This is a genomic window from Streptomyces mangrovi (assembly GCF_900114215.1).
Lineage (GTDB): Bacteria > Actinomycetota > Actinomycetes > Streptomycetales > Streptomycetaceae > Streptomyces > Streptomyces barkulensis.
In genome coordinates, this window is sequence record NZ_FOSG01000001.1 from 357,753 (window position 1) to 376,700 (window position 18,948).

The window sequence follows — 18,948 nt, forward strand, 5'->3', positions numbered from 1 at the left end:
GTCAGCCGACGACGCGGCCGGTGACGTAGGCGCCCACCACGGAGCCGGCGCCGACGACGGCGCCGCCGACGTACCAGCAGGTGGCGACGGCACCGGGGGTGGCCAGGACCGGGGCCGGGGTGTCGTCCTGGTAGCCCTGCTCCAGCGGACCGAAGTCCTGCTCGTTCATGAAGGCGGCGACCTTCTGCTCCATTTCTTTCCTCCTGTTTCTCGGGCTCGCTCGGAAAACACTCGGGATGGTGCATGGATGGTGCATCCGGACCGTTTTACGGGTCCGGCCATGCCCGGCGGGAACCACCGGGCAAGTTCTGGGGGAGACACGGCTCCCGGTATCCGGCGGAAAACATCCGGGCAGCCTTGTACTCCGGACGCTACGCGCGTCACACAAGGGCACGGAGAAACCTTTTCTCTCTGCGATCGCCACCCGGACGGCGAAGGGAGCGCAAAAGGATCCCGTCTCCGCCGGAAACGAATCACATCACCATTGAAAAGGGAATACCCCGTGGAGTACGCACCGGGCACGCACTCGGCGCCGGCTCTCCGCGGCAGGGGCCGCGGGCGCGTGCGGCATCCCACGGACCATGAGGCCGGTCGAACGGGCAGGCCGGAACTCGGCGCGGACCGGGGCAGCGCTTGCCCGCCACCGGGGGACCCGGCGGCTCACAGAAGGGCAGGACCGCCCGGCAGCACGCTCGAGAGGCTAGGAAAGAGGTTCTCGTTCACTTCCGGCCGGGTGGTCGGGCCCGTCCGGTGGAACCAACATCGGCACAGAGAAGTCTCTGCCACCGGGACTTGCTTCTCGCATGTTTCCCCCTGGCCGGTTTCCATATGCCCGATTTACGGGTCCGAGGATTATCCGCTACCCCCTGCCGGTCACGCAGGGGCCGCGACATGCTTGCCCGTCGGAGTATACACACGCGCCACGGGAGAACCAGAGGGCAGGAAAGGAATGTTCGGTTCCTCTTCCTGACCGGAAAGATCACGACACCCCCGGCGCACGCCGGCCATTCGAGGTCAAATTTCGGTCACTCCACACTGAAGGCGATTACCGGAGTCGCTGTCCATTATCTTCGAGCGAACCCCTCAAATACGAATGAAAGACATTTTGACGCTATGCCCGTCTTGTCGAATTCCGTCGCCCACCGGCGGCGCGTCCTCCCCGGATCCACGGGCCCCGGGCCCACGGGCGCCGGGTGGGGTGATGGGCGGGGTGATGGGCGTCACGTCGCAGGTCAAGGCCGCCGTCGGTCAGGATGTGCGGATGCGCGTGCTCTTCGTCGGCGACTCCATGACCATCGGCAGCGCCGGTGAGCACACCTGGCGCCACCGCATGTGGCGGCATCTGGAGCGCACCCGCGGGCCGTACGGCACCGCGTACGAGATCGTCGGCCCCCGCGACGCGCTGTACGACAAGGAGGCCGACGCCCCGGTCTCCCACGACTACGCCGACCCCGCCTTCCCCGCCGCCGCCCGCCGCCATCTCGCCGGCTGGGGAGAGGGCTGGCTGCACATGGCGCCGGTGATAGCCGGCGCGGTGCGCGAGCACCGCGCCGACACCCTGCTGGTCTTCCTGGGCCTGATCGACCTCGGTTTCTACACCGGCTCCGGCGCCACCGCCGCCAACGTCCGCCGCTTCGTCGCCGAGGCCCGCTCCGCCGAGCCGCGGGTGCGGATGGTGCTGCTGCCGGTGATCCCCAACATACGGGCGCGGCACGACGTCTTCTTCGCCGCCGAGTGCGAGCGCTTCAACGAGCTGCTGGCCCGGGCCGTGGCCGAGCTGTCCACCCCCGCCTCGCCGCTGCTGACGGCCGTGCCGCCGCACGACTGGGACCTGGCCCGCGACACCTACGACGGCACCCATCCCACCGCCCGTGGCGAGCACCGCATCGCCGCGGCCTTCGCCGACGCGATGCACCGGGCGTGGGGCGTGGGCAGCCCGTACGCCGCGGGCGCGGTGGGGGCCCAGCCGGGCAGGCCGCGCGCCCGCCGGGCCGAGCCGGTCACCGTGGAACAATAAATTCCGCTCCCGTTCGCCCCGGAATCACCCGGCAGCGGTGAAGGTTCTTCCGAAGGTTTCCGGAAGACCTCCGCGACGGGCGGCGAAAGACGGGCAAGCGCGACTCCGGAATGACGACGGACATACACCGGAGCCCCGAAATGCCTGGTTTCACCGTGGCCGGAAAAGGCTCCGGATCCGGACATCCCTCCGCGAACACGGTCTTACAGCAACGGTGTTCAGCGCGCTGGACGCGCTCTCAGCCGGTCGTGCACACCTGCCGGAGTGGCTGGAAATAGACAGTGTTTGGCTCAATAAACAGTCCTCCCTCCCGTGGCTGTGCTGAAACCATCTCGGCGCCCCCGGAACTCCGGCGGAGAATCCCCGGCGGGATTCCGGTGGCACCGTCCTGTCAATACGCAACGGGGGGTATCCAGATGACTGATTCAGCTTCAGTCTCCTTTTCCGATCCATCTGCCCTTCCGCTGACCACACCTCTGGTGTGCGACCCGCGGCAGCCCCGCGCGAAGGCGTGGGAGGCGGACGCGGTCGAGCGGTTCCGCAAGCGCATGCTCGACGAGAGCGCCCTCTTCCCGTGCGTCTTCGGCGTGGACGCGCTGCGCAGGGCCACCCTGCGCTTCTCGTTCCTGGAACGGGGGGACGACCTCGCCCGGCGGCTCGCGGCGGCACTCGGCGACTTCGTCGCCCTCGCGCCCGAACTGGGCCGCAGGACCTCCCTGGTGGCGTTCTTCGAGACCACCGACGAGGACCGCGCCCGCGACGTGGAGGGCTTCCGCACCCTGGTGTGGGACCTGCTCCAGGGGGTGCACGACCTGGACACCGCGCCCTGGCCGGCGGACATCCCGCCGGACACCGAGGACCCCGAGTGGGAGTTCGTCTTCGCCGGAATGCCGATGTTCGTCGTCGCGAACACCCCGGCCCACCGCAGACGCAACAGCCGCTACTTCGAGGACCTCGCGATCACCTTCCAGCCCCGCTTCGTCTTCGACGACATCTCCGAGGACTCCAAGCAGGGGCGCAACGCCCGTACCATCATCCGCGGCCGCCTGACCGCCTACGACGATGTCCCCGCCAGTCCCCTCCTGGGCAGTTACGGCAAGCCGGGCAATCTGGAGTGGGCCCAGTACTTCCTGGACGACGACAACACGCCTCACGACCGGGGGACGCGCTGCCCCCTGCACGTCAGGCACGAAGCACAGCACGCCGACAACGCCGCCGACAACGCCTAGGAGACCACCGCATGAACCCCCGTTTCGACAGCCGCACGGCCCCCGCCGTCCCGGCCGACCTCACCGGACTCCTTCCGCACCAGGGCAGCTTCGAGCTGCAGAACGACCAGCCGGGCAAGGTCCACAACTGGCATCACCACAGTCTGGACGAGGAGTTGTTCATACTGCGGGGCAGTGCTCTGCTCTTCTGGGACGCGGCGGGCGCCTACCAGGAGCGCGACTGCCCGGCGGGCACCTGGATCACGCTGCCCGCCGGTACCGTGCACGGCTCGCTGGCCGGCCCGGAGGGCGCGGTCTACATGATCCGCCCGCGTGACGGCCGTACGGCCGAGACCACGTTCCTGGCCGACGGCGAGCACCCGCACCCCACCCCGGTCGCGCGGGAATCCGCGGCGTGACCGGTCCGCACGGCACGAAGGCCGCGGGCGAGGCGGGCGGCGCCGAGGGCGCGGCCGCCGGGCCTCCCACACGGATGGCGGGCCATCTGCGCCTGCCCGGGGCCGTGGCGCTGGCCATCACCATCGTGGTGGGCAGCGGCGCCCTCGTCTCACCCGGCATCGCCTACCACCAGACCGGCCAGGCCGCCCTCTACGCCTGGCTCGTGGCCGCCGCCGTCACCGTCCCGCTGCTGATCGTCTTCGCCCGGCTGGGCGCCGACCTGCCCGGCGCCGGGGGCGTCGCCGGCTTCGTCCAGGCCGGGTTCGGCCGCTCCTGGGCGGCCGGCGTGGAGGTCATGCTCCTGGGCACCTTCGGCCTCGGCATCCCGGCCATCGCCCTGACCGGAGGCTTCTACTTCCAGCAGATCCCCGGTCTGCACGGGGTCCCGGCCTGGGCGGCGGCGATCGGGCTGCTGGCCCTGGCCGGCGTGTCGGTGGCGATCGGCGGGTCGGTGTCGTCGCGCATCCAGATCGTCCTGGCGCTGCTCATGACGGCCGGACTGCTCGCGGCGGCGGTGCTCGGCCTGTCCGGCGGCGATCCCGTGCAGCACCTGCCGCCGGCCCGGCCGGAGGAGCTCGCGCTGGGTGTGGCGGCGCTGGGAGCGGTGTTCTTCGCGTTCACCGGCTGGGAGATGCTCTCCTTCACCACCGAGGAGTACGCCAATCCGCGCAGGGACTTCCCCCGGGTGGTGGTCATCAGCTTCCTCGTCGTCACGACCCTCTACGTCCTGCTGGCGTGGGCGGTCCAGACGCGGCTGGCGGAGGACGACCCGAAGGCGGCCTCCTCTCCGATCCACGCCGTGGTGTCGGCCGCCGCCCCGGGCCTGGCCTGGGTGGTGTCGGTGCTGGGCGTGGTGATCATCGCCGCCAATCTGGTGGGCGCCGTGTGGGCAGCCTCCCGGCTGGTGATGTCCAGCGCCCGCGAGGGGCTGCTGCCGCGTCCCCTGGCCAGGCTGAGCCGGTCGGCCGGCACGCCCCCGCGCAACGCGGTGGCGGTGTGCGTCGCGGTCTTCAGCCTGATGGCACTGGCGACGGCGTCCGACCTGCTGTCGCTGTCGGACCTGCTGACCGTCGCGGGGCAGAACTTCTTCCTGCTCTACCTGTTCTCCGCAGTCGTCTACGCACGGCTCAAGGCCGGCGCCCCCAGGGTGTTCGGCATCACCATCGCCGTGCTGCTGGGGCTGCTGGCGCTGACCTTCGGCCCCCTCCAGCTCGGGTACGCGCTGGCGCTGCTGGTGCTCGGCCGCGTCCTGTCGTGGCGGGTCGGGAAGCGGCGGGAGGCCGCACCGGGGAGCTGACGGCCGTGCCGCCCGGGCACCGGTTTGGCGGTGTCCGGGCGGCACGGCAGTATGCCCGGGGACAGAGCGGGGTCCGCACCCGGTACGGGCCCGGCTCCCGCCGGCACCGGCCGCCCGTCCGTACCGAGACGCCACGAGAGAGGCAGCCTTGAACGTCCTGCTTTCCGCATCGGCCCGCGGCCTGGGGCTGCGCCACCCCCGGGTCTGGTCCCTGAAGTCCGGCCGGCCCCTGCTGTCCGGGACCGGTATCGGAGCCGAGGAGGCCGCGGCGTTCGGCGGCGGCGAGCACCCGCCCGGGTACCGGGACCTGCTGGCGGCACTGGGCCACCCCGGCACGGTTCCGGCCGGGGAGAGGCTGCGGCGCACCGTGGCCGAGCGCGGCTGGCGCTCCCACGGGCCCGTCGTCGACGCCGTCAACGCCGCCACCATGGAGCACAGCGGCGGCATCGGCCTGCACCGGGCGGACGACACCGGGGGCGCGCGGATGCTCATCACCCGCGCCCCCGCCGGACTGCGCATGGTCCCCGCCTTCTCGGACCGCTCCAGGCCCGTTCCCGAGGGGGACCTGGTCTACGGACTCCATGGCGGCCGGGACGGCGAGGAGCTTCGGCCCATGGCCTGGCTGGGGCGCCGCGACTGCGACAGCGCCGACTTCCAGCTCCTCGACGACACCACCGAGGCGGTGATGGTCGTCCTGGGCTGCCCCGGCACCGGCGCCGGCCACACCGCCGAGGCGGGCGGCACCGTCCTGGAGCTGCTCGCCCGTCTGCGGCCCGACATCACCGCCACCGAACTCGTCGTCACCGACGCGCCCTGACGGCGCGGGCCCGCCGCGCGGCCCCCGCCCGCGCCGCGCCGGACCTCCGGACCCCTCGCGGCGGTTTCCGGAGGTCCCGGACCTCCACCGTGCCACGCTTGCCTTGAGCCCACTCCAGCACGTTGGCTGGTGTCCATGAAGTACACGCAGCTCGGACGCACCGGACTCAAGGTCAGCCGCCTGGTCCTCGGCACGATGAACTTCGGTCCGCAGACGGACGAATCAACCAGCCACGGCATCATGGACGCCGCTCTCGACGCGGGCGTCAACCTCTTCGACACGGCCAACGTCTACGGGTGGGGCGAGAACAAGGGCCGCACCGAGGAGATCATCGGCAACTGGTTCGCCAAGGGCGGCGACCGCCGTGACAAGGTCGTCCTCGCCACCAAGGTCTACGGCAACATGGCGGCCACGGACGGCGACGTCTGGCCCAACCACGACAAGCTGTCCGCGGTGAACATCCGCCGCGCCGTCGACGCCAGCCTGAAGCGGCTGCGCACCGACCACATCGACCTGTACCAGTTCCACCACGTCGACCGGAACACGCCGTGGGAGGAGATCTGGCAGGCGATGGACGTCCTGGTCCAGCAGGGCAAGGTCCTGTACGTCGGGTCGTCCAACTTCGCGGGCTGGCACATCGCCCGGGCCAACGAGACCGCCGCCCGCACCGGCCGCCTCGGCCTGGTCAGCGAGCAGTGCAAGTACAGCCTCGTCGAGCGCCGCGCCGAGATGGAGGTCATCCCGGCGGCGCGCGGCTACGGCCTCGGCGTCATCCCCTGGTCCCCGCTGGGCGGGGGTCTGCTGGGCGGCGTGCTCCGCAAGGAGCGGGAGAACCCCGAGCGCCGCTCGTCGCAGGCGCTGGCGAACAACCCCGGACTGCGCGACCAGGTCCAGGCGTACGAGGACCTGCTGGACGAGCACGGTCTGGAGCCCGGCGAGGTGGCCCTGGCCTGGCATCTGGCCCAGCCCGGCATCACCGGCCCGATCATCGGCCCGCGCACGCGCGAGCAGCTCGACTCGGCGCTGCGCGCGGTGGAGCTGGAGCTGAGCGGGGAGCTGCTGGCCTCGCTGGACGAGATCTTCCCCGGCCCCGGACCCTCCCCGGAGGCGTTCGCCTGGTGACGCGCCGGGCGGTGAGTCCGGTGACACGGCCGTCCGCCCCGCCGCCCGGCGGGGCGGACGGCCGTCTTCCGTATGTCTTCCGTGACGGCCGGGAGGCTGTTCGTCCGTGCGCCCCGCCGCCCGGGCGGCTCTCTCAGCCGATGAGGGCCGCCAGCATCACCACGGCGAGCATGAGCACCAGGGCCCCGCTGACGATGCGGGTACGGGTCTTCGGGTCCACGCCCCAACGGTAGCCCGCTCCGACGGCGGCCCTTCAGCGGCCCAGCGGCCAGGCCGCCCGCGTCTCGTAGCGGGGGTGCTCCCCGGGGACCCCGGAGCGGGGCAGCCGGCTGCGTACGAGGGTCAGCTCCCCGGCCCGCCACGGGCTTCCCGTGAAGCCGTCCAGGGCGGCCGCCAGGGGGCGCAGGTCCGGGCCCGGCCCGCGGCGGCCGGCGCGGGCCAGGGTCAGATGCGGTTTGTAGGGGCGGTCGTCGGTGGGCACCCCGGCCCGGTTGACACCCGCGGTGACGGAGTCGGCCAGCCGCCGCAGCGGCTCGCGGCCGTCGTCCACCCCGGCCCACAGCACCCGGTCGCCGAACCGGCCGCCCCCGGCCAGCCGCACCTCGAAGGGGTGGTGGCGGTGGGCGGCGCGCTCCAGGCGCTCGCACAGCGCGGGCAGGAGGTCGTCGTCCACCTCGCCCAGGAAGGCGAGCGTGAAGTGCCAGCCCTCGGGGAGGGCCCAGCGCAGCCGGTCCGCGCCGGGCAGTCCCTTCAGCCGCTCCACCTCCTCGCCGAGTTCCGCGACGGCGGAGGGCGGCGGCAGCACGGCGGTGAAAAGCCTCATGGGGAGAGTCTCACCCGGGCGGGCCGCTCACGCGAGCACGTCCCCGCGGTGGTCCCGCTCCCCGCCCGGCGCGGAGGCGGGGGTGCTGGGCGGCGCGGCGGCCGGGGCCGCGGCGGGGACGGTCCGGCGCGGGGAGACCGGGGTGCGGTCCTGCGGGTCCTGCGGGGCCGGGCCGTCCCCGGCTATGCTCTCCGGCCCTTCCGCGCTCGCCGCGCCGGCCGCCCGTACGCCCCGCGCCACCGGGACGAACGTCAGGCCCCGGCGGCCCCGGCGCAGGCCCAACCGCGGCCGCAGCCCGCCGATCCGGGCCAGTACCAGGGCGGTGGCGACGGCGGCCACGGCCGAGACCACGCCGCCGGCCAGGAAGCCGGTACGGGCGCCGTAGGTGTCGGTGATCCAGCCCATCAGCGGACCGCCGAGCGGGGTGCCGCCCATGAACACCATCATGTACAGGCTCATCACCCGGCCGCGCATCGCCGGGTCGGAGGCGAGCTGGACGGTGGAGTTGGCGGTGACGTTGAAGGTCAGGCCCACCGCGCCGATGGGCGCCATCAGCAGGGCGAAGATCCAGAACGACGGGGAGAGGGCCGCGGCCATCTCCAGCACGCCGAAGAGCAGCGCGGCGCCGACCATCACCCGCATCCGGCTCACACCGCGCCGGGCCGCCAGCAGTGCGCCGACGACCGAGCCGACGGCCATCAGGCTGTTGAGCAGGCCGTAGGTGCCCGCGCCCTCGTCGAAGACCTTGTCGGTGAAGGCGGTGAGCCAGATGGGGAAGTTGTAGGCGAAGGTGCCGACGAAGCCGACGAGCGTGATCGGCCAGATCAGCTCCGGCCGGCTCGCGACGTACCGCAGGCCCTCGCGGAGCTGGCCCTTGGCGCGCGGGGCGCGCTCGACGACGTGCAGTTCGGCGGTGCGCATCATCAGCAGGCCGGTGATCGGCGCGATGAACGACAGCCCGTTGAGCAGGAACGCCCAGCCGCTGCCCACGGCCGTGATCAGCACACCGGCGACGGCCGGGCCGACCAGGCGGGCGGACTGGAAGTTGGCGCCGTTGAGGGAGACGGCGTTGGCGAGCTGGTCGGGGCCGACCATCTCCGAGACGAAGGTCTGGCGGGCGGGGTTGTCCACGACCGTCGCCAGTCCCAGGACGAAGGCGAGCGCGTAGACGTGCCAGACGTGGACGTGGCCGCTGAGGGTCAGCGCGGCGAGGGCGAGTCCGGTCAGGCCCATCGCCGTCTGGGTGATCAGCAGCAGCCGGCGCTTGGGGTAGCGGTCGGCGATGACGCCGCCGTACAGCCCCAGCAGCATCATGGGGAGGAACTGCAGGGCCGTGGTGATGCCGACGGCCGTCGCGGAACCGGTGAGGCTGAGGACCAGCCAGTCCTGGGCGATGCGCTGCATCCAGGTACCGGTGTTGGACACGAGCTGCCCGGCGGCGAACAGCCGGTAGTTGCGGATGCGCAGCGAGCTGAACGTCGAGGGCTTCGCGGCCTTCGCCGCCTTCGGGGTTTCGGTGTTCTCGTCAGGTGCGGGTGCGGAGTGTGCTCCGGGTCCCGGACTCAATCGGTTTCGCCTCCTCGTGGCGCTGCTCCTTCTTACCGTTGCGCGGGTTCTTACAGTTGCGCGAGCTTCTCCAGTACGGGGGCCGCGGAGCGCAGCCGCGCCCACTCGTCCTCGTCGAGCCGCCCGGCGAGTTCGGCGAGCCAGGCGTCGCGCTTGGTACGGCTCGCGGCGAGCATCGCCTCGGCCTGCTCGGTCTGGGTGACCACCTTCTGGCGGCGGTCGTCCCTGTGCGGTTCCAGCCGGACGAGCCCCTTGGCCTCCAGCATCGCCACGATGCGGGTCATCGACGGCGGCTGCACGTGCTCCTTGCGCGCCAGCTCGCCGGGCGTGGCGGAGCCGCAGCGCGCGAGGGTGCCGAGGACCGACATCTCGGCCGGGCTCAGCGACTCGTCGACGCGCTGGTGCTTGAGGCGGCGCGCCAGGCGCATCGTGGCGGAACGGAGGGCGCTGACGGCTTCGGCGTCCTCGCCCCGGGACAGATCCGGCATATTTGTTAGCCTAACTCATTACTTCTCCTAAGGACCAGTCCGGGGAGGGGGCGAAGGGTGTCTTTCCTCACCCGTACGAGTGGGCCGGCAAGAAAAGCCGACGCCCTCCCCCGCCTACCCCGCGACCGTGTCCCCATGGAGTCCACGGAAACGAAGGTGCCAAGCCTACGGACGGACGGTACGCCGCTCGAACGGCTCCGCGTGATGTCCCCGGTACGCCCGACACACGTGACGCGCCGCCGGGCGATCCGCCCGGCGGCGCGTCATCCGATTCCGGTCACCCGGTGCCGGTCACCCGATCCCGAGCACCTGCTGGATCGGGTCCAGCAGGAAGTAGACCAGGAAGCAGGCCCCGACGGCGTTCAGCAGCCACGGGATCTCGCGGAAGCGCCCGGTGGCGGTGCGCAGCAGGATGTAGGAGAGCACGCCGATGCCGATGCCGTTGGTGATGCTGTAGGTGAACGGCATGGAGATCAGCGTCAGGAACGCCGGGACGGCGACGGTCTGGTCGCTCCAGTCGATCTCCCGCACGTTCGAGGCCATGATCAGGAAGCCGACCACGACCAGCGCCGGGGTCGCGGCGTGCGAGGGCACCACGGTGGCCAGCGGCGTGAAGACCAGGGCCAGCAGGAACAGCGCGCCGGTCATGATGTTGGCCAGACCCGTGCGGGCGCCCTCGCCGACACCGGCGGTGGACTCCACGAAGCAGGTGTTGGCCGAGCAGGAGCCGAAGCCGCCGCCCGCCACCGCGACGCCGTCCGTCATCAGGATGCGGCCCATGCCGGGCAGCCGGCCCTGCTCGTCGGTCAGCTTCGCCTCGTGGCCGACGCCGATGATGGTGCCCATCGCGTCGAAGAAACCCGACAGCAGCACGGTGAAGACGAACAGCGAGCCGGTCAGCACGCCGACCTCGGCGAAGCCGCCGAAGAGGCTGACCTCGCCGATCAGGCCGAAGTCCGGGGTGCTCACGATGCTCTCGGGCATGTTGGGTACGGCCAGGCCCCAGGCGGCGTCGGGGATCTCGGCGACCGCGTTGATCACCACGGCGACCAGGGTCATCACGACGATGCTGATCAGGATCGCGCCCTTGGTCCTCCTGATGACCAGGACGAAGGTGAGGGCCAGGCCGAGGATGAAGACGAGCACCGGCCAGCCGGTCAGATGGCCGCCCTGCCCGAGGCCGAGCGGCACGGTGGTGTGCGCGGCGTCGGGGTTGCGGGTGACGAAGCCGGAGTCCACCAGGCCGATGAGGGTGATGAACAGGCCGATGCCGATGGCGATGGCCCGGCGCAGCCCGCCGGGTATGGCGTCCATGACGCGCTCACGCAGTCCGGAGGCGACCAGCAGCATCAGCACCAGTCCGGCCAGGACCACCATGCCCATGGCGTCGGGCCAGCTCATCTGCGGCGCGAGCTGGAGGGAGACCACGGCGTTGATGCCGAGCCCGGCGGCCAGCGCGATGGGCACGTTGCCGATGACGCCCATCAGGATGGTGGTCAGACCGGCCATCAGCGCGGTGGCGGTGACGAGCTGGGCGTTGTCGAGCTGCTGGCCGAACTTGTCCGTGCCCGCGCCCAGGATGATCGGGTTCAGCACGACGATGTAGGCCATCGCGAAGAAGGTGGCGAGACCGCCACGCAGCTCGCGGCCCACGCTGGAGCCTCGCTCGGAGATCTTGAAGAAGCGGTCGAGGCCGCTCCCGGGCGACTTGGGTCCGGTTTCGTTACCAGGGGTACCGGGGGTGTCTGGCGTGGCCGGGGTGTCGGTGGCCGGAGCGGACATGCGTGACCTTCACTGGGCGGTTCGGGGACGTTTAGGAGGTTCCTCCAATGGGAACCAGCCAATCCAGGGTGCTTTCAGTATGAACGCACCACTGTTGAAAGGCCATCCGCGTACGGGGGCATTCCCCGGGCGCGGCCGTGACGCTCCCCACACCTCTCCCCGCGCCCCCTCCCCGTCCCGCCCCCACCCGGACGCCGCTCCCGGGTCGGCCCCGGCCACCCCCCTCGTTACGCTGGTGCGGAACGCCACGGCACGGACGGGCGACGGGGTGACGGGAAGCGAGAGGGCCAGGCGATGGGCTGGAACAGGTGGACGAGCGGCGAGCGTGAGGCACCCGAACCCCTGGAGGGCAACGTCGTCGCCACCGTCGTGGGCGGCACGGTCATCTGGTTCACGCTCTTCCTGGTCCAGCTCCCCTTCTACGGCTGGTTCGACGACCACGACCGCACCTGGTGGCTGTGGACCTGCCTGACGGGCGGCGTCCTGGGCCTCTACGGCATCTGGTTCGTCCGCCGCCGCGAGGCGGCGCTGCGCCGCGAGCGCCTCGCACGGGAGACCGGGGCGGACTCCGGCTCCGGCGCGGAACCCGGCACGGGCCCGGGCACAGGCCCCGTCCCGAAGGGCCCCGCGGCCGCCGAGTGACCCGCGGCCGGGCGCTCCGCTCCGGCGGAAGCCATACCCCTTTCCCCGATTTCTCCCCCATCACACCTGTACTCGGCCCGCGGACCGCGCGCGAAGACGCGTTCGCCTCGTACTGTCTACGGCATGACGGAACGGGCTGAGACAGTACGAGGCGAGCGGGGCGCCGCGGAGCCGCACGAGGGCACGGCGCTCGCCGTACCCTCCCCCCGCACGGGCGCGGGCACGGACCCGGCGGCGGGTCCGGCAGCGGGTCCGGCCATGGACACCCCCGCCACCCGGTCCCCGGGCCTCACCGCCGCCGAGGTCGCCGAGCGCACGGCCCTGGGCCAGATCAACGACGTCCCCGTGCGGTCCTCCCGCTCCACGGCCGACATCGTCCGCGCCAACGTCTTCACCCGCTTCAACGCCATCATCGGCGTCCTCTTCGCGATCATCCTGGTCGTCGGCCCCATCCAGGACGGCCTGTTCGGCTTCGTCATCCTCGCCAACACCCTGATCGGCATCGTCCAGGAGCTGCGCGCCAAGCGGACGCTGGACAACCTGGCCGTCATCGGCGAGTCCAGGCCGACCGTCCGCCGCGACGGCGCCGCCACCGGGGTCCGCACCAACGAGATCGTCCTGGGCGACCTGGTCGAGCTGGGCCCCGGCGACAAGGTCGTCGTGGACGGCACCGTCACCGAGTCCGACGGCCTGGAGGTGGACGAGTCCCTGCTGACCGGCGAGGCCGACCCCGTCCACAAGCGGCCCGGCGACACTGTGATGTCCGGCAGCTTCGTCGTCGCCGGCGGCGGCGCCTTCACCACCACCCGGGTCGGGCGCGAGGCGTACGCCGCCCAACTGGCCGAGGAGGCCTCCCGCTTCACCCTCGTCCACTCCGAACTGCGCAGCGGCATCAGCCAGATCCTCAAGTACATCACCTGGATGATCGTTCCTGCCGCGATCGGCCTGGTCCTCAGCCAGCTCCTGGTGGAGGACCACAGCGCCGACGAGGCGATCCGCCGCATGGTCGGCGGCATCGTGCCGATGGTGCCCGAGGGCCTGGTGCTGCTGACCTCCATCGCCTTCGCCATCGGCGTCATCCGGCTGGGACGGCAGCAGTGCCTGGTGCAGGAGCTGCCCGCCATCGAGGGCCTGGCCCGCGTGGACACCGTCTGCCTGGACAAGACCGGCACCCTCACCGAGGGCGGCATGGACGTGGCCGAGGTCCGCCCGCTGGACGGCGCCGACCCCGCCCTCGTACGACGGGTGCTGGCCGCGCTCGGATGCAGCGACCCCCGCCCCAACGCCAGCCTGAAGGCCATCGCCGACGCCCACCCCGCCGACGGGGCGGAGGGCTGGACGTGCACCGGCTCCCTCCCCTTCTCCTCCGCCCGCAAGTACAGCGGCGCGACCCTCACCGGGCCCGGCGGGGAGACGGGGACCTGGCTGCTGGGCGCCCCCGACGTCCTGCTCGCCCCCGGCTCCCCGGCCCTCGCCGAGACCGACCGCCTCAACCGGCAGGGCCTGCGCGTACTGCTGCTGGCCCGCACCTCCCGCGCCCTGGACGACCCCGCCCTCGCCACCGACCCCACCTCCACCGAGCCCACCGCCCTGGTCGTGCTGGAGCAGCGGCTGCGTCCCGAAGCCGCCGACACCCTGCGCTACTTCGCCGAACAGGACGTCTCGGCGAAGGTCATCTCCGGCGACAACGCCGTCTCCGTCGGCGCCGTCGCCGCCAAGCTCGACCTGCCCGGCGCCGGCTCCACCGTCGACGCCCGCACCCTCCCGGAAGGCCGCGAGGAACTGGCGGCGGCACTGGAGGACGGCACGGTCTTCGGCCGCGTCACCCCGCAGCAGAAGCGCGACATGGTCGGCGCCCTCCAGTCGCGCGGCCACACCGTCGCCATGACCGGCGACGGCGTCAACGACGTACTGGCCCTGAAGGACGCCGACATCGGCGTCTCGATGGGCTCGGGCTCGGAGGCCACCAAGGCCGTCGCCCAGATCGTGCTGCTCAACAACTCCTTCGCCACCCTGCCGTCGGTCGTCGCCGAGGGGCGGCGGGTCATCGGCAACATCGAGCGCGTGGCCAACCTCTTCCTCACCAAGACCGTCTACTCGGTGCTGCTGGCCCTGCTGGTCATCGTCTCCCAGGTGCCCTACCCGTTCCTGCCGCGCCATCTGACCCTGCTGGGCGGCCTGACCATCGGCATTCCCGCCTTCTTCCTGGCCCTGGCCCCCAACAAGGAGCGCGCCCGCCCGCACTTCGTACGGCGCGTGATGCGGTACGCGATCCCCTCCGGCCTCGTCGCCGCGACCGCCACCTTCACCGTCTACCTGCTGGCCCGCCACCACTACACCGGACCGGACGCGCTGGAGGCCGAGACCAGCGCGGCGACGCTGACGCTGTTCCTGGTGGCGCTGTGGGTGCTGGCGATCATCGCCCGCCCCTACACCTGGTGGCGGATCGGGTTGGTGCTCACCATGGCCTCGGCCTTCGTGGTCGTCCAGGTCACCCCGTTCCTCCAGGACTTCTTCGCCCTCCGCCTGGTCGGCACGGTGATGCCGTGGACGGCCGTCGGCGTCGCCGCCGCCTCGGCCGCCCTCCTGGAGGTCACCTGGCGCTGGATCGGCCGCCGCTTCCCGGACTGATCCCGCCAGGGGCTGCCGGGCCGCCCGCGGATATCCGCGGGCGGCCCGGTCCCCGCGTCCCTACCCTGTGCCGGATGACGACCCCGACGACGCTCCTCTACCACGACACCTCCGGCGCCCCCTTCGGCGACGGGCCCTCCGACGACGGGCCCTCCGGCGGCGGCACGCCCCTGGTGCTGCTGCACTCCTCGGTCTGCGACCGGCGCATGTGGGACCCGCAGTGGACGCCCCTGGCCGAGGCCGGCCACCGGCTGGTGCGCTGCGACTTCCGTGGCCACGGCGACACCCCGGCCGCGACGACCCCCTATCGAGATGCCGACGACGTACTCGCCCTGCTGGACGCCCTCGACATCGGGCGGACCATCCTGGTCGCCTCCTCCTACGGCGGGCGCGTCGCCCTGGAGTTCGCCGCGCGGTGGCCGGACCGGGTGACCGCCATGGCGCTGCTCTGCCCCGGAATGCCCGGTCACGACCTCGGCCCGGAGCTGGCCGCCTTCGACGCGCGCGAGGAGGCGCTGTTCGAGGCCGGCGACCTGGAGGGGGCCGTCGAACTCAACGTGGCCGGCTGGCTCGGCCCGGAGGCCGGCGAGGCGGCGCGCGAGAAGGTGCGGCGGATGCAGCGGCACGCCTTCGAGGTGCAGACGGCCGCGGAGGAGAAGTGGGGGGAGATCGGCGAACTCCCCGAGCCCGCCCTCGACCTCTCCGCGATCACGGCACCGGTCCTCGCCGTCTCCGGCGCCCACGACCTTGCGGACTTCCGCACGATCGCCGCCCGCCTGGCGGATCTGCTCCCCGACGCCCGCCACCTCCAACTCCCCTGGGCGGGCCACCTCCCCAACCTGGAGCGCCCGCAGGAGACGACGTCGCTGCTGACGGACTTCCTCCGGGAGAACGCGGCTCAGTAGACGTACAGCGCCGTGGTGTCGAGCACGGCGCCGATCGGCTCGCCCACCGGCACCGGTTCCCCGAACTCGCTCTCGCGCACGGCCCGGTAGCGCTCGCCGACCGGCTCGGAGTGCAGCAGGCAGACGCCCTTGACCGGATTCACGACCAGGTAGTGAGGAATCCCGGCCACCGCGTACTTCCCGACCTTCCGGTCCAGGTCGTTCTCGGGGTTGGACTCCGAGACGACCTCCGCGACAAGTAGCAGTTCGTCGGCCGGGAACTGCTTGAGCCGGGTCCCCCGGTAGGAGGGACCGGCCACCGACACGTCGGGGCGCAGGAGGGTCCTCCCGTGCCACCCCCGTAAACGGTGTCGACCTCGGTCATCACGCACCACCTGGGCATGAGCTGGGAGGCGATGGCGAGCACCATCTGTCCATGAGCGCTGGTCACCACGGCGTCGATGTAAATTTCTCCGTCGATCATTTCGCCCCTGAGGTCCGGGAACGCGGTGTCGATCTCCTCGAACCGCCGCATCTCCTCGGACATCACAGGGCCCTCCATCTGCGCCGTCATGGTGCGCCCCCTCTCACGCCTACCGGCCCAGAGTAGTGCCGCGAAGGGCGCCCGCACGGGAGTCACGCGGGTCGTCCGGTGAGCCCCGGCGCCGCCCCCGGGCCATGGCCGCGCGTACGGCGTCGGCCTTGCGGCGTACGTCCACAGCCTGTGCGTCGTCCTGTGCGCCGCCGGAGCCGTCGCGGCGCCCCCCGCCCCGGCACTCCCGGCACAGTCCGCCGGGCAGGGCCTCCGGCCGGCCCGGCACGCCGCACACCGTGCACTCCACCAGCCGCAGGGTGCGGCTGCGCACCGGCGGGGGCGGCGGGATCTTGTGCTCCAGCCGCCAGGCGGCCACGGCGCGGGGCGAGTGCACGCCCTCGCCGGGCAGCCCGGCCGTCAGCGCCTCGACCACCTGCCGCTCCCCCGCGCCCCGGGCGAACCACTGGGCCACCAGCGGCGCCAGCTCCTCGCAGTCGGCCGCCGACAGGCCCATGCGCGGGTCGGCCTCCCCCAGCCGCGCCAGCGTCCCGTACGCCCGTGACCGCTCCGGTCGCTCCTGTGCGCCGTCCGGCTCCGGGGCCGCCCCCGCCGGGACCGTGCCCGCCGGGGCGGTCTCCTCCTCCGGAGCGGCCATCCCGGCGGCCTCCCGGACGGCTCCCGGCTCGGCGGATTCCGCCTCCGCGAAGAATCCCGCCCACCAGACGTCGGAGCGCGGGACGCGCGAGAAGTACGTTCGCGTCACCCACTGGCCGCACCCCGGCGGACGCTCCCGCACCCGCCTGAGATGCCCGGCCGCCGACATCTGCCGGAGTGCCGTGCCAACCGCCTGCTGGCCGTAGGGCAGCCGCGCGGCCAGCGCCTTGATGGAGATGTCGGCGCCCTCGGGCAACCGGTCGATGTACGCGGCGACGGCCGCGGCCCGGGGCTTCAGCTCCGCGAAGTCGTCCTTGCGGCGCGGTCGTTGTCCGGGGACGTGCCGCTTTCCGTAGCCGGAAACGGCCATCGGATGCTCGCCGGAGGACGCGGAAAAGCTACAGTGGTTCCCAGCCATGGGATCGGTTTCCTTCTAGCTTGTCGATCTCGTTGGTCAGGCCCCCGGAGGTGTTGCGAGCACCTGTCGGGGGCCGTTGCTTGTGCGGGACGCAACTCTGCATCGCCACGCCGAAGCGTGGCGCTCCGGTCACCAAAAGTCAACTCGCCTGCTCACGCCCTCACTCACAGAGGGAGGGCGGGTGGGTCTGCGACCCACCCGTTCCAATGAGAGAGCGCTCGGATCCCGCATCCCGGAACCCGAGATCCGGTAGGAGTAGGGGCATGACCTCCACCAGTGACGAGCCCGCCGGGCTGCCGTTCCCGATGCCGCAGGCCGAATATCTGGCCACCCTGCCCAAGGCCACCGTCTACGCGTGCGTGTACTTCACCGACACACGCGGGCGGGCGGTGCAGCTGCGTTCGGTGTACGGCAGACGGCTGTGGCAGATCCCGGGCGGCAACATGGACCCGGGCGAGGACCCGTTCCAGGCGGCGGTGCGGGAGACGTACGAGGAGACCGGGCTGCGGATCGAGGGCCCGCGCCCGCTGCTGCTGGCGCACTACATCCGCTCCGACCCGGCCGAGGCGCCGCTGGCGAAGGTCGGCTTCTGCTTCGACGGCGGCACGCTGAGCGACGAGGAGATCGCCTCCATCCGGCTGGACCCGGAGGAGCACGACCGCTGGGCGGTGGAGGAGTGGCCCGTGTGGGAGCGGCTGATGACGCCCGAGGGCTACCGGCGGCTGGCCGCCCTCGCCGAGGCCCGCCGCACCGGCCGCGCGTCCCTGCTGCTGAGCGAGCCGATCCTCCGGGGGCCGGCGTGACGGGTGGGCCGGTGCCCGCAGCGGGCGCGGACCGGGCCGGGCGCTCCGGGGCATCGGTCGATCGCGCCTACTCCGATCCCGCTCTGGCCGCCCTGTACGACGCGCTCAACCCGTGGGGCCCGGGTGACGACTTCTACCTGGAGCTGGTGATGTCCGCCGCCTCGGTGCTGGACGTCGGGTGCGGTACGGGCGCGCTGCTGCGCCGCGCGAGGGAGGCCGGGCACGGCGGACGGCTGTGCGGGCTCGATCCGGCCGCCGCGATGCTGGGCTGTGCGCGGCGGGAGGCGGCGCGGTCGGGGGCCGAGGTGGAGTGGGTGCTCGGGGACCTGGGATCGGCCCGCTGGGAGGGGGAGTTCGAGCTGGTGGTGATGACCGGGCACGCCTTCCAGGTGCTGCTGGGGGACGGTGAGGTGCGTACCGCCCTGGCCGCCGTGCGGGCGGCGCTGGCCGATGGCGGGCGCTTCGCGTTCGAGACCCGCAACCCGGCCGCCCGGCCGTGGGAGCGCTGGACCCCGGAGCACGCGGTCGAGGTGGTGGACGGCACGGGCGCGGCGGTACGGGTCGCGCACGAGGTCCGGGAGCCGGTGGCAGACGGCACCGTGCGCTTCACCACGACCTTCACCGGCCCCGACCGGGAGCGGGCCAGCCGCAGCGAACTGCGGTTCTGGGACGCGGAGACGCTCGACGGCTTCCTGGCCGGGGCCGGACTGACGGTCGCGGAACGCTACGGGGACTGGGTCCGGGGTCCGCTGACGGGCTCCAGCCCGGAGATCGTCACCGTCGCGCGGCGCTGACGGGGCGG

The 18,948-nt window shown here is 72.3% G+C and carries 18 protein-coding genes; 11 read left to right on the forward strand and 7 right to left on the reverse strand.

The window, feature by feature from the left end:
• Position 1: 1 nt before the first annotated feature.
• Positions 2-193: a hypothetical protein gene (locus BM237_RS01520; RefSeq protein ID WP_093846910.1), complete on the reverse strand. Its 192-nt coding sequence runs from the start codon at positions 191-193 to the stop codon at positions 2-4.
• A 1,020-nt stretch (positions 194-1,213) separates the two neighbouring features.
• Between BM237_RS01520 and BM237_RS01525 the strand changes: the two genes are divergently transcribed.
• The 6 genes from BM237_RS01525 to BM237_RS01550 all read left to right on the forward strand — a co-directional run bounded on the left by BM237_RS01525 (position 1,214) and on the right by BM237_RS01550 (position 6,920).
• Positions 1,214-2,017 carry a GDSL-type esterase/lipase family protein gene (locus BM237_RS01525; RefSeq protein WP_425443626.1) on the forward strand — a complete coding sequence of 268 codons (804 nt, stop codon included), beginning with the start codon at positions 1,214-1,216 and terminating at the stop codon, positions 2,015-2,017.
• A gap of 479 nt (positions 2,018-2,496) precedes the next feature.
• The gene (locus BM237_RS01530; protein ID WP_217655779.1) at positions 2,497-3,246 is read left to right on the forward strand and encodes a YqcI/YcgG family protein; all 750 of its coding nucleotides are present in this window, start codon (positions 2,497-2,499) and stop codon (positions 3,244-3,246) included.
• A gap of 11 nt (positions 3,247-3,257) precedes the next feature.
• Complete coding sequence (locus tag BM237_RS01535; protein WP_217655780.1) at positions 3,258-3,644, forward strand: cupin domain-containing protein; 387 nt, start codon at positions 3,258-3,260, stop codon at positions 3,642-3,644.
• Complete coding sequence (locus tag BM237_RS01540; protein WP_217655781.1) at positions 3,641-4,981, forward strand: APC family permease; 1,341 nt, start codon at positions 3,641-3,643, stop codon at positions 4,979-4,981. Before BM237_RS01535 ends, BM237_RS01540 begins: the two co-directional genes overlap by 4 nt.
• Positions 4,982-5,129: 148 nt before the next feature.
• Complete coding sequence (locus tag BM237_RS01545) at positions 5,130-5,798, forward strand: hypothetical protein (protein ID WP_093846914.1); 669 nt, start codon at positions 5,130-5,132, stop codon at positions 5,796-5,798.
• Between the two features lie 135 nt (positions 5,799-5,933).
• The gene (locus BM237_RS01550; RefSeq protein ID WP_093847371.1) at positions 5,934-6,920 is read left to right on the forward strand and encodes an aldo/keto reductase; all 987 of its coding nucleotides are present in this window, start codon (positions 5,934-5,936) and stop codon (positions 6,918-6,920) included.
• Positions 6,921-7,173: 253 nt separating this feature from the next.
• Here BM237_RS01550 and thpR read toward each other — a convergent pair whose 3' ends face one another.
• The 4 genes from thpR to BM237_RS01570 all read right to left on the reverse strand — a co-directional run bounded on the left by thpR (position 7,174) and on the right by BM237_RS01570 (position 11,579).
• Positions 7,174-7,743 (reverse strand): RNA 2',3'-cyclic phosphodiesterase, encoded by a 570-nt coding sequence (thpR, locus tag BM237_RS01555; RefSeq protein ID WP_093846916.1) that lies wholly within the window; start codon positions 7,741-7,743, stop codon positions 7,174-7,176.
• A 27-nt stretch (positions 7,744-7,770) separates the two neighbouring features.
• On the reverse strand, positions 7,771-9,309 hold the full coding sequence (locus BM237_RS01560) for an MFS transporter (RefSeq protein WP_245793344.1): 1,539 nt from the start codon (positions 9,307-9,309) through the stop codon (positions 7,771-7,773).
• A gap of 50 nt (positions 9,310-9,359) precedes the next feature.
• Positions 9,360-9,797, reverse strand: a complete 438-nt coding sequence (locus BM237_RS01565; protein WP_093846918.1) for a MarR family winged helix-turn-helix transcriptional regulator — start codon at positions 9,795-9,797, stop codon at positions 9,360-9,362.
• A 291-nt stretch (positions 9,798-10,088) separates the two neighbouring features.
• Positions 10,089-11,579, reverse strand: coding sequence for an NCS2 family permease (locus BM237_RS01570; RefSeq protein ID WP_093846920.1), 1,491 nt, complete (start codon positions 11,577-11,579; stop codon positions 10,089-10,091).
• A gap of 294 nt (positions 11,580-11,873) precedes the next feature.
• Here BM237_RS01570 and BM237_RS01575 point away from each other — a divergent pair, with 294 nt between their 5' ends.
• The 3 genes from BM237_RS01575 to BM237_RS01585 all read left to right on the forward strand — a co-directional run bounded on the left by BM237_RS01575 (position 11,874) and on the right by BM237_RS01585 (position 15,757).
• On the forward strand, positions 11,874-12,221 hold the full coding sequence (locus tag BM237_RS01575; RefSeq protein ID WP_093846922.1) for a DUF2530 domain-containing protein: 348 nt from the start codon (positions 11,874-11,876) through the stop codon (positions 12,219-12,221).
• Positions 12,222-12,479: 258 nt separating this feature from the next.
• Complete coding sequence (locus BM237_RS01580; protein WP_245793368.1) at positions 12,480-14,852, forward strand: HAD-IC family P-type ATPase; 2,373 nt, start codon at positions 12,480-12,482, stop codon at positions 14,850-14,852.
• 74 nt (positions 14,853-14,926) lie between these two features.
• Positions 14,927-15,757: an alpha/beta fold hydrolase gene (locus tag BM237_RS01585; protein WP_093846926.1), complete on the forward strand. Its 831-nt coding sequence runs from the start codon at positions 14,927-14,929 to the stop codon at positions 15,755-15,757.
• On the opposite strand, the gene BM237_RS01590 is transcribed toward BM237_RS01585, so the two are convergent.
• Together BM237_RS01590 and BM237_RS01595 are read right to left on the reverse strand one after the other, a co-directional pair.
• Positions 15,751-16,131 (reverse strand): Uma2 family endonuclease, encoded by a 381-nt coding sequence (locus tag BM237_RS01590; RefSeq protein WP_093846928.1) that lies wholly within the window; start codon positions 16,129-16,131, stop codon positions 15,751-15,753. The two genes, BM237_RS01585 and BM237_RS01590, sit on opposite strands and share 7 nt — an antisense overlap.
• A gap of 198 nt (positions 16,132-16,329) precedes the next feature.
• Complete coding sequence (locus tag BM237_RS01595) at positions 16,330-17,343, reverse strand: hypothetical protein (RefSeq protein ID WP_245793345.1); 1,014 nt, start codon at positions 17,341-17,343, stop codon at positions 16,330-16,332.
• 263 nt (positions 17,344-17,606) lie between these two features.
• Here BM237_RS01595 and BM237_RS01600 point away from each other — a divergent pair, with 263 nt between their 5' ends.
• Together BM237_RS01600 and BM237_RS01605 are read left to right on the forward strand one after the other, a co-directional pair.
• Positions 17,607-18,146: an NUDIX domain-containing protein gene (locus BM237_RS01600; protein WP_245793346.1), complete on the forward strand. Its 540-nt coding sequence runs from the start codon at positions 17,607-17,609 to the stop codon at positions 18,144-18,146.
• Between the two features lie 11 nt (positions 18,147-18,157).
• On the forward strand, positions 18,158-18,940 hold the full coding sequence (locus tag BM237_RS01605; RefSeq protein WP_093846932.1) for a class I SAM-dependent methyltransferase: 783 nt from the start codon (positions 18,158-18,160) through the stop codon (positions 18,938-18,940).
• Positions 18,941-18,948 lie beyond the last annotated feature (8 nt).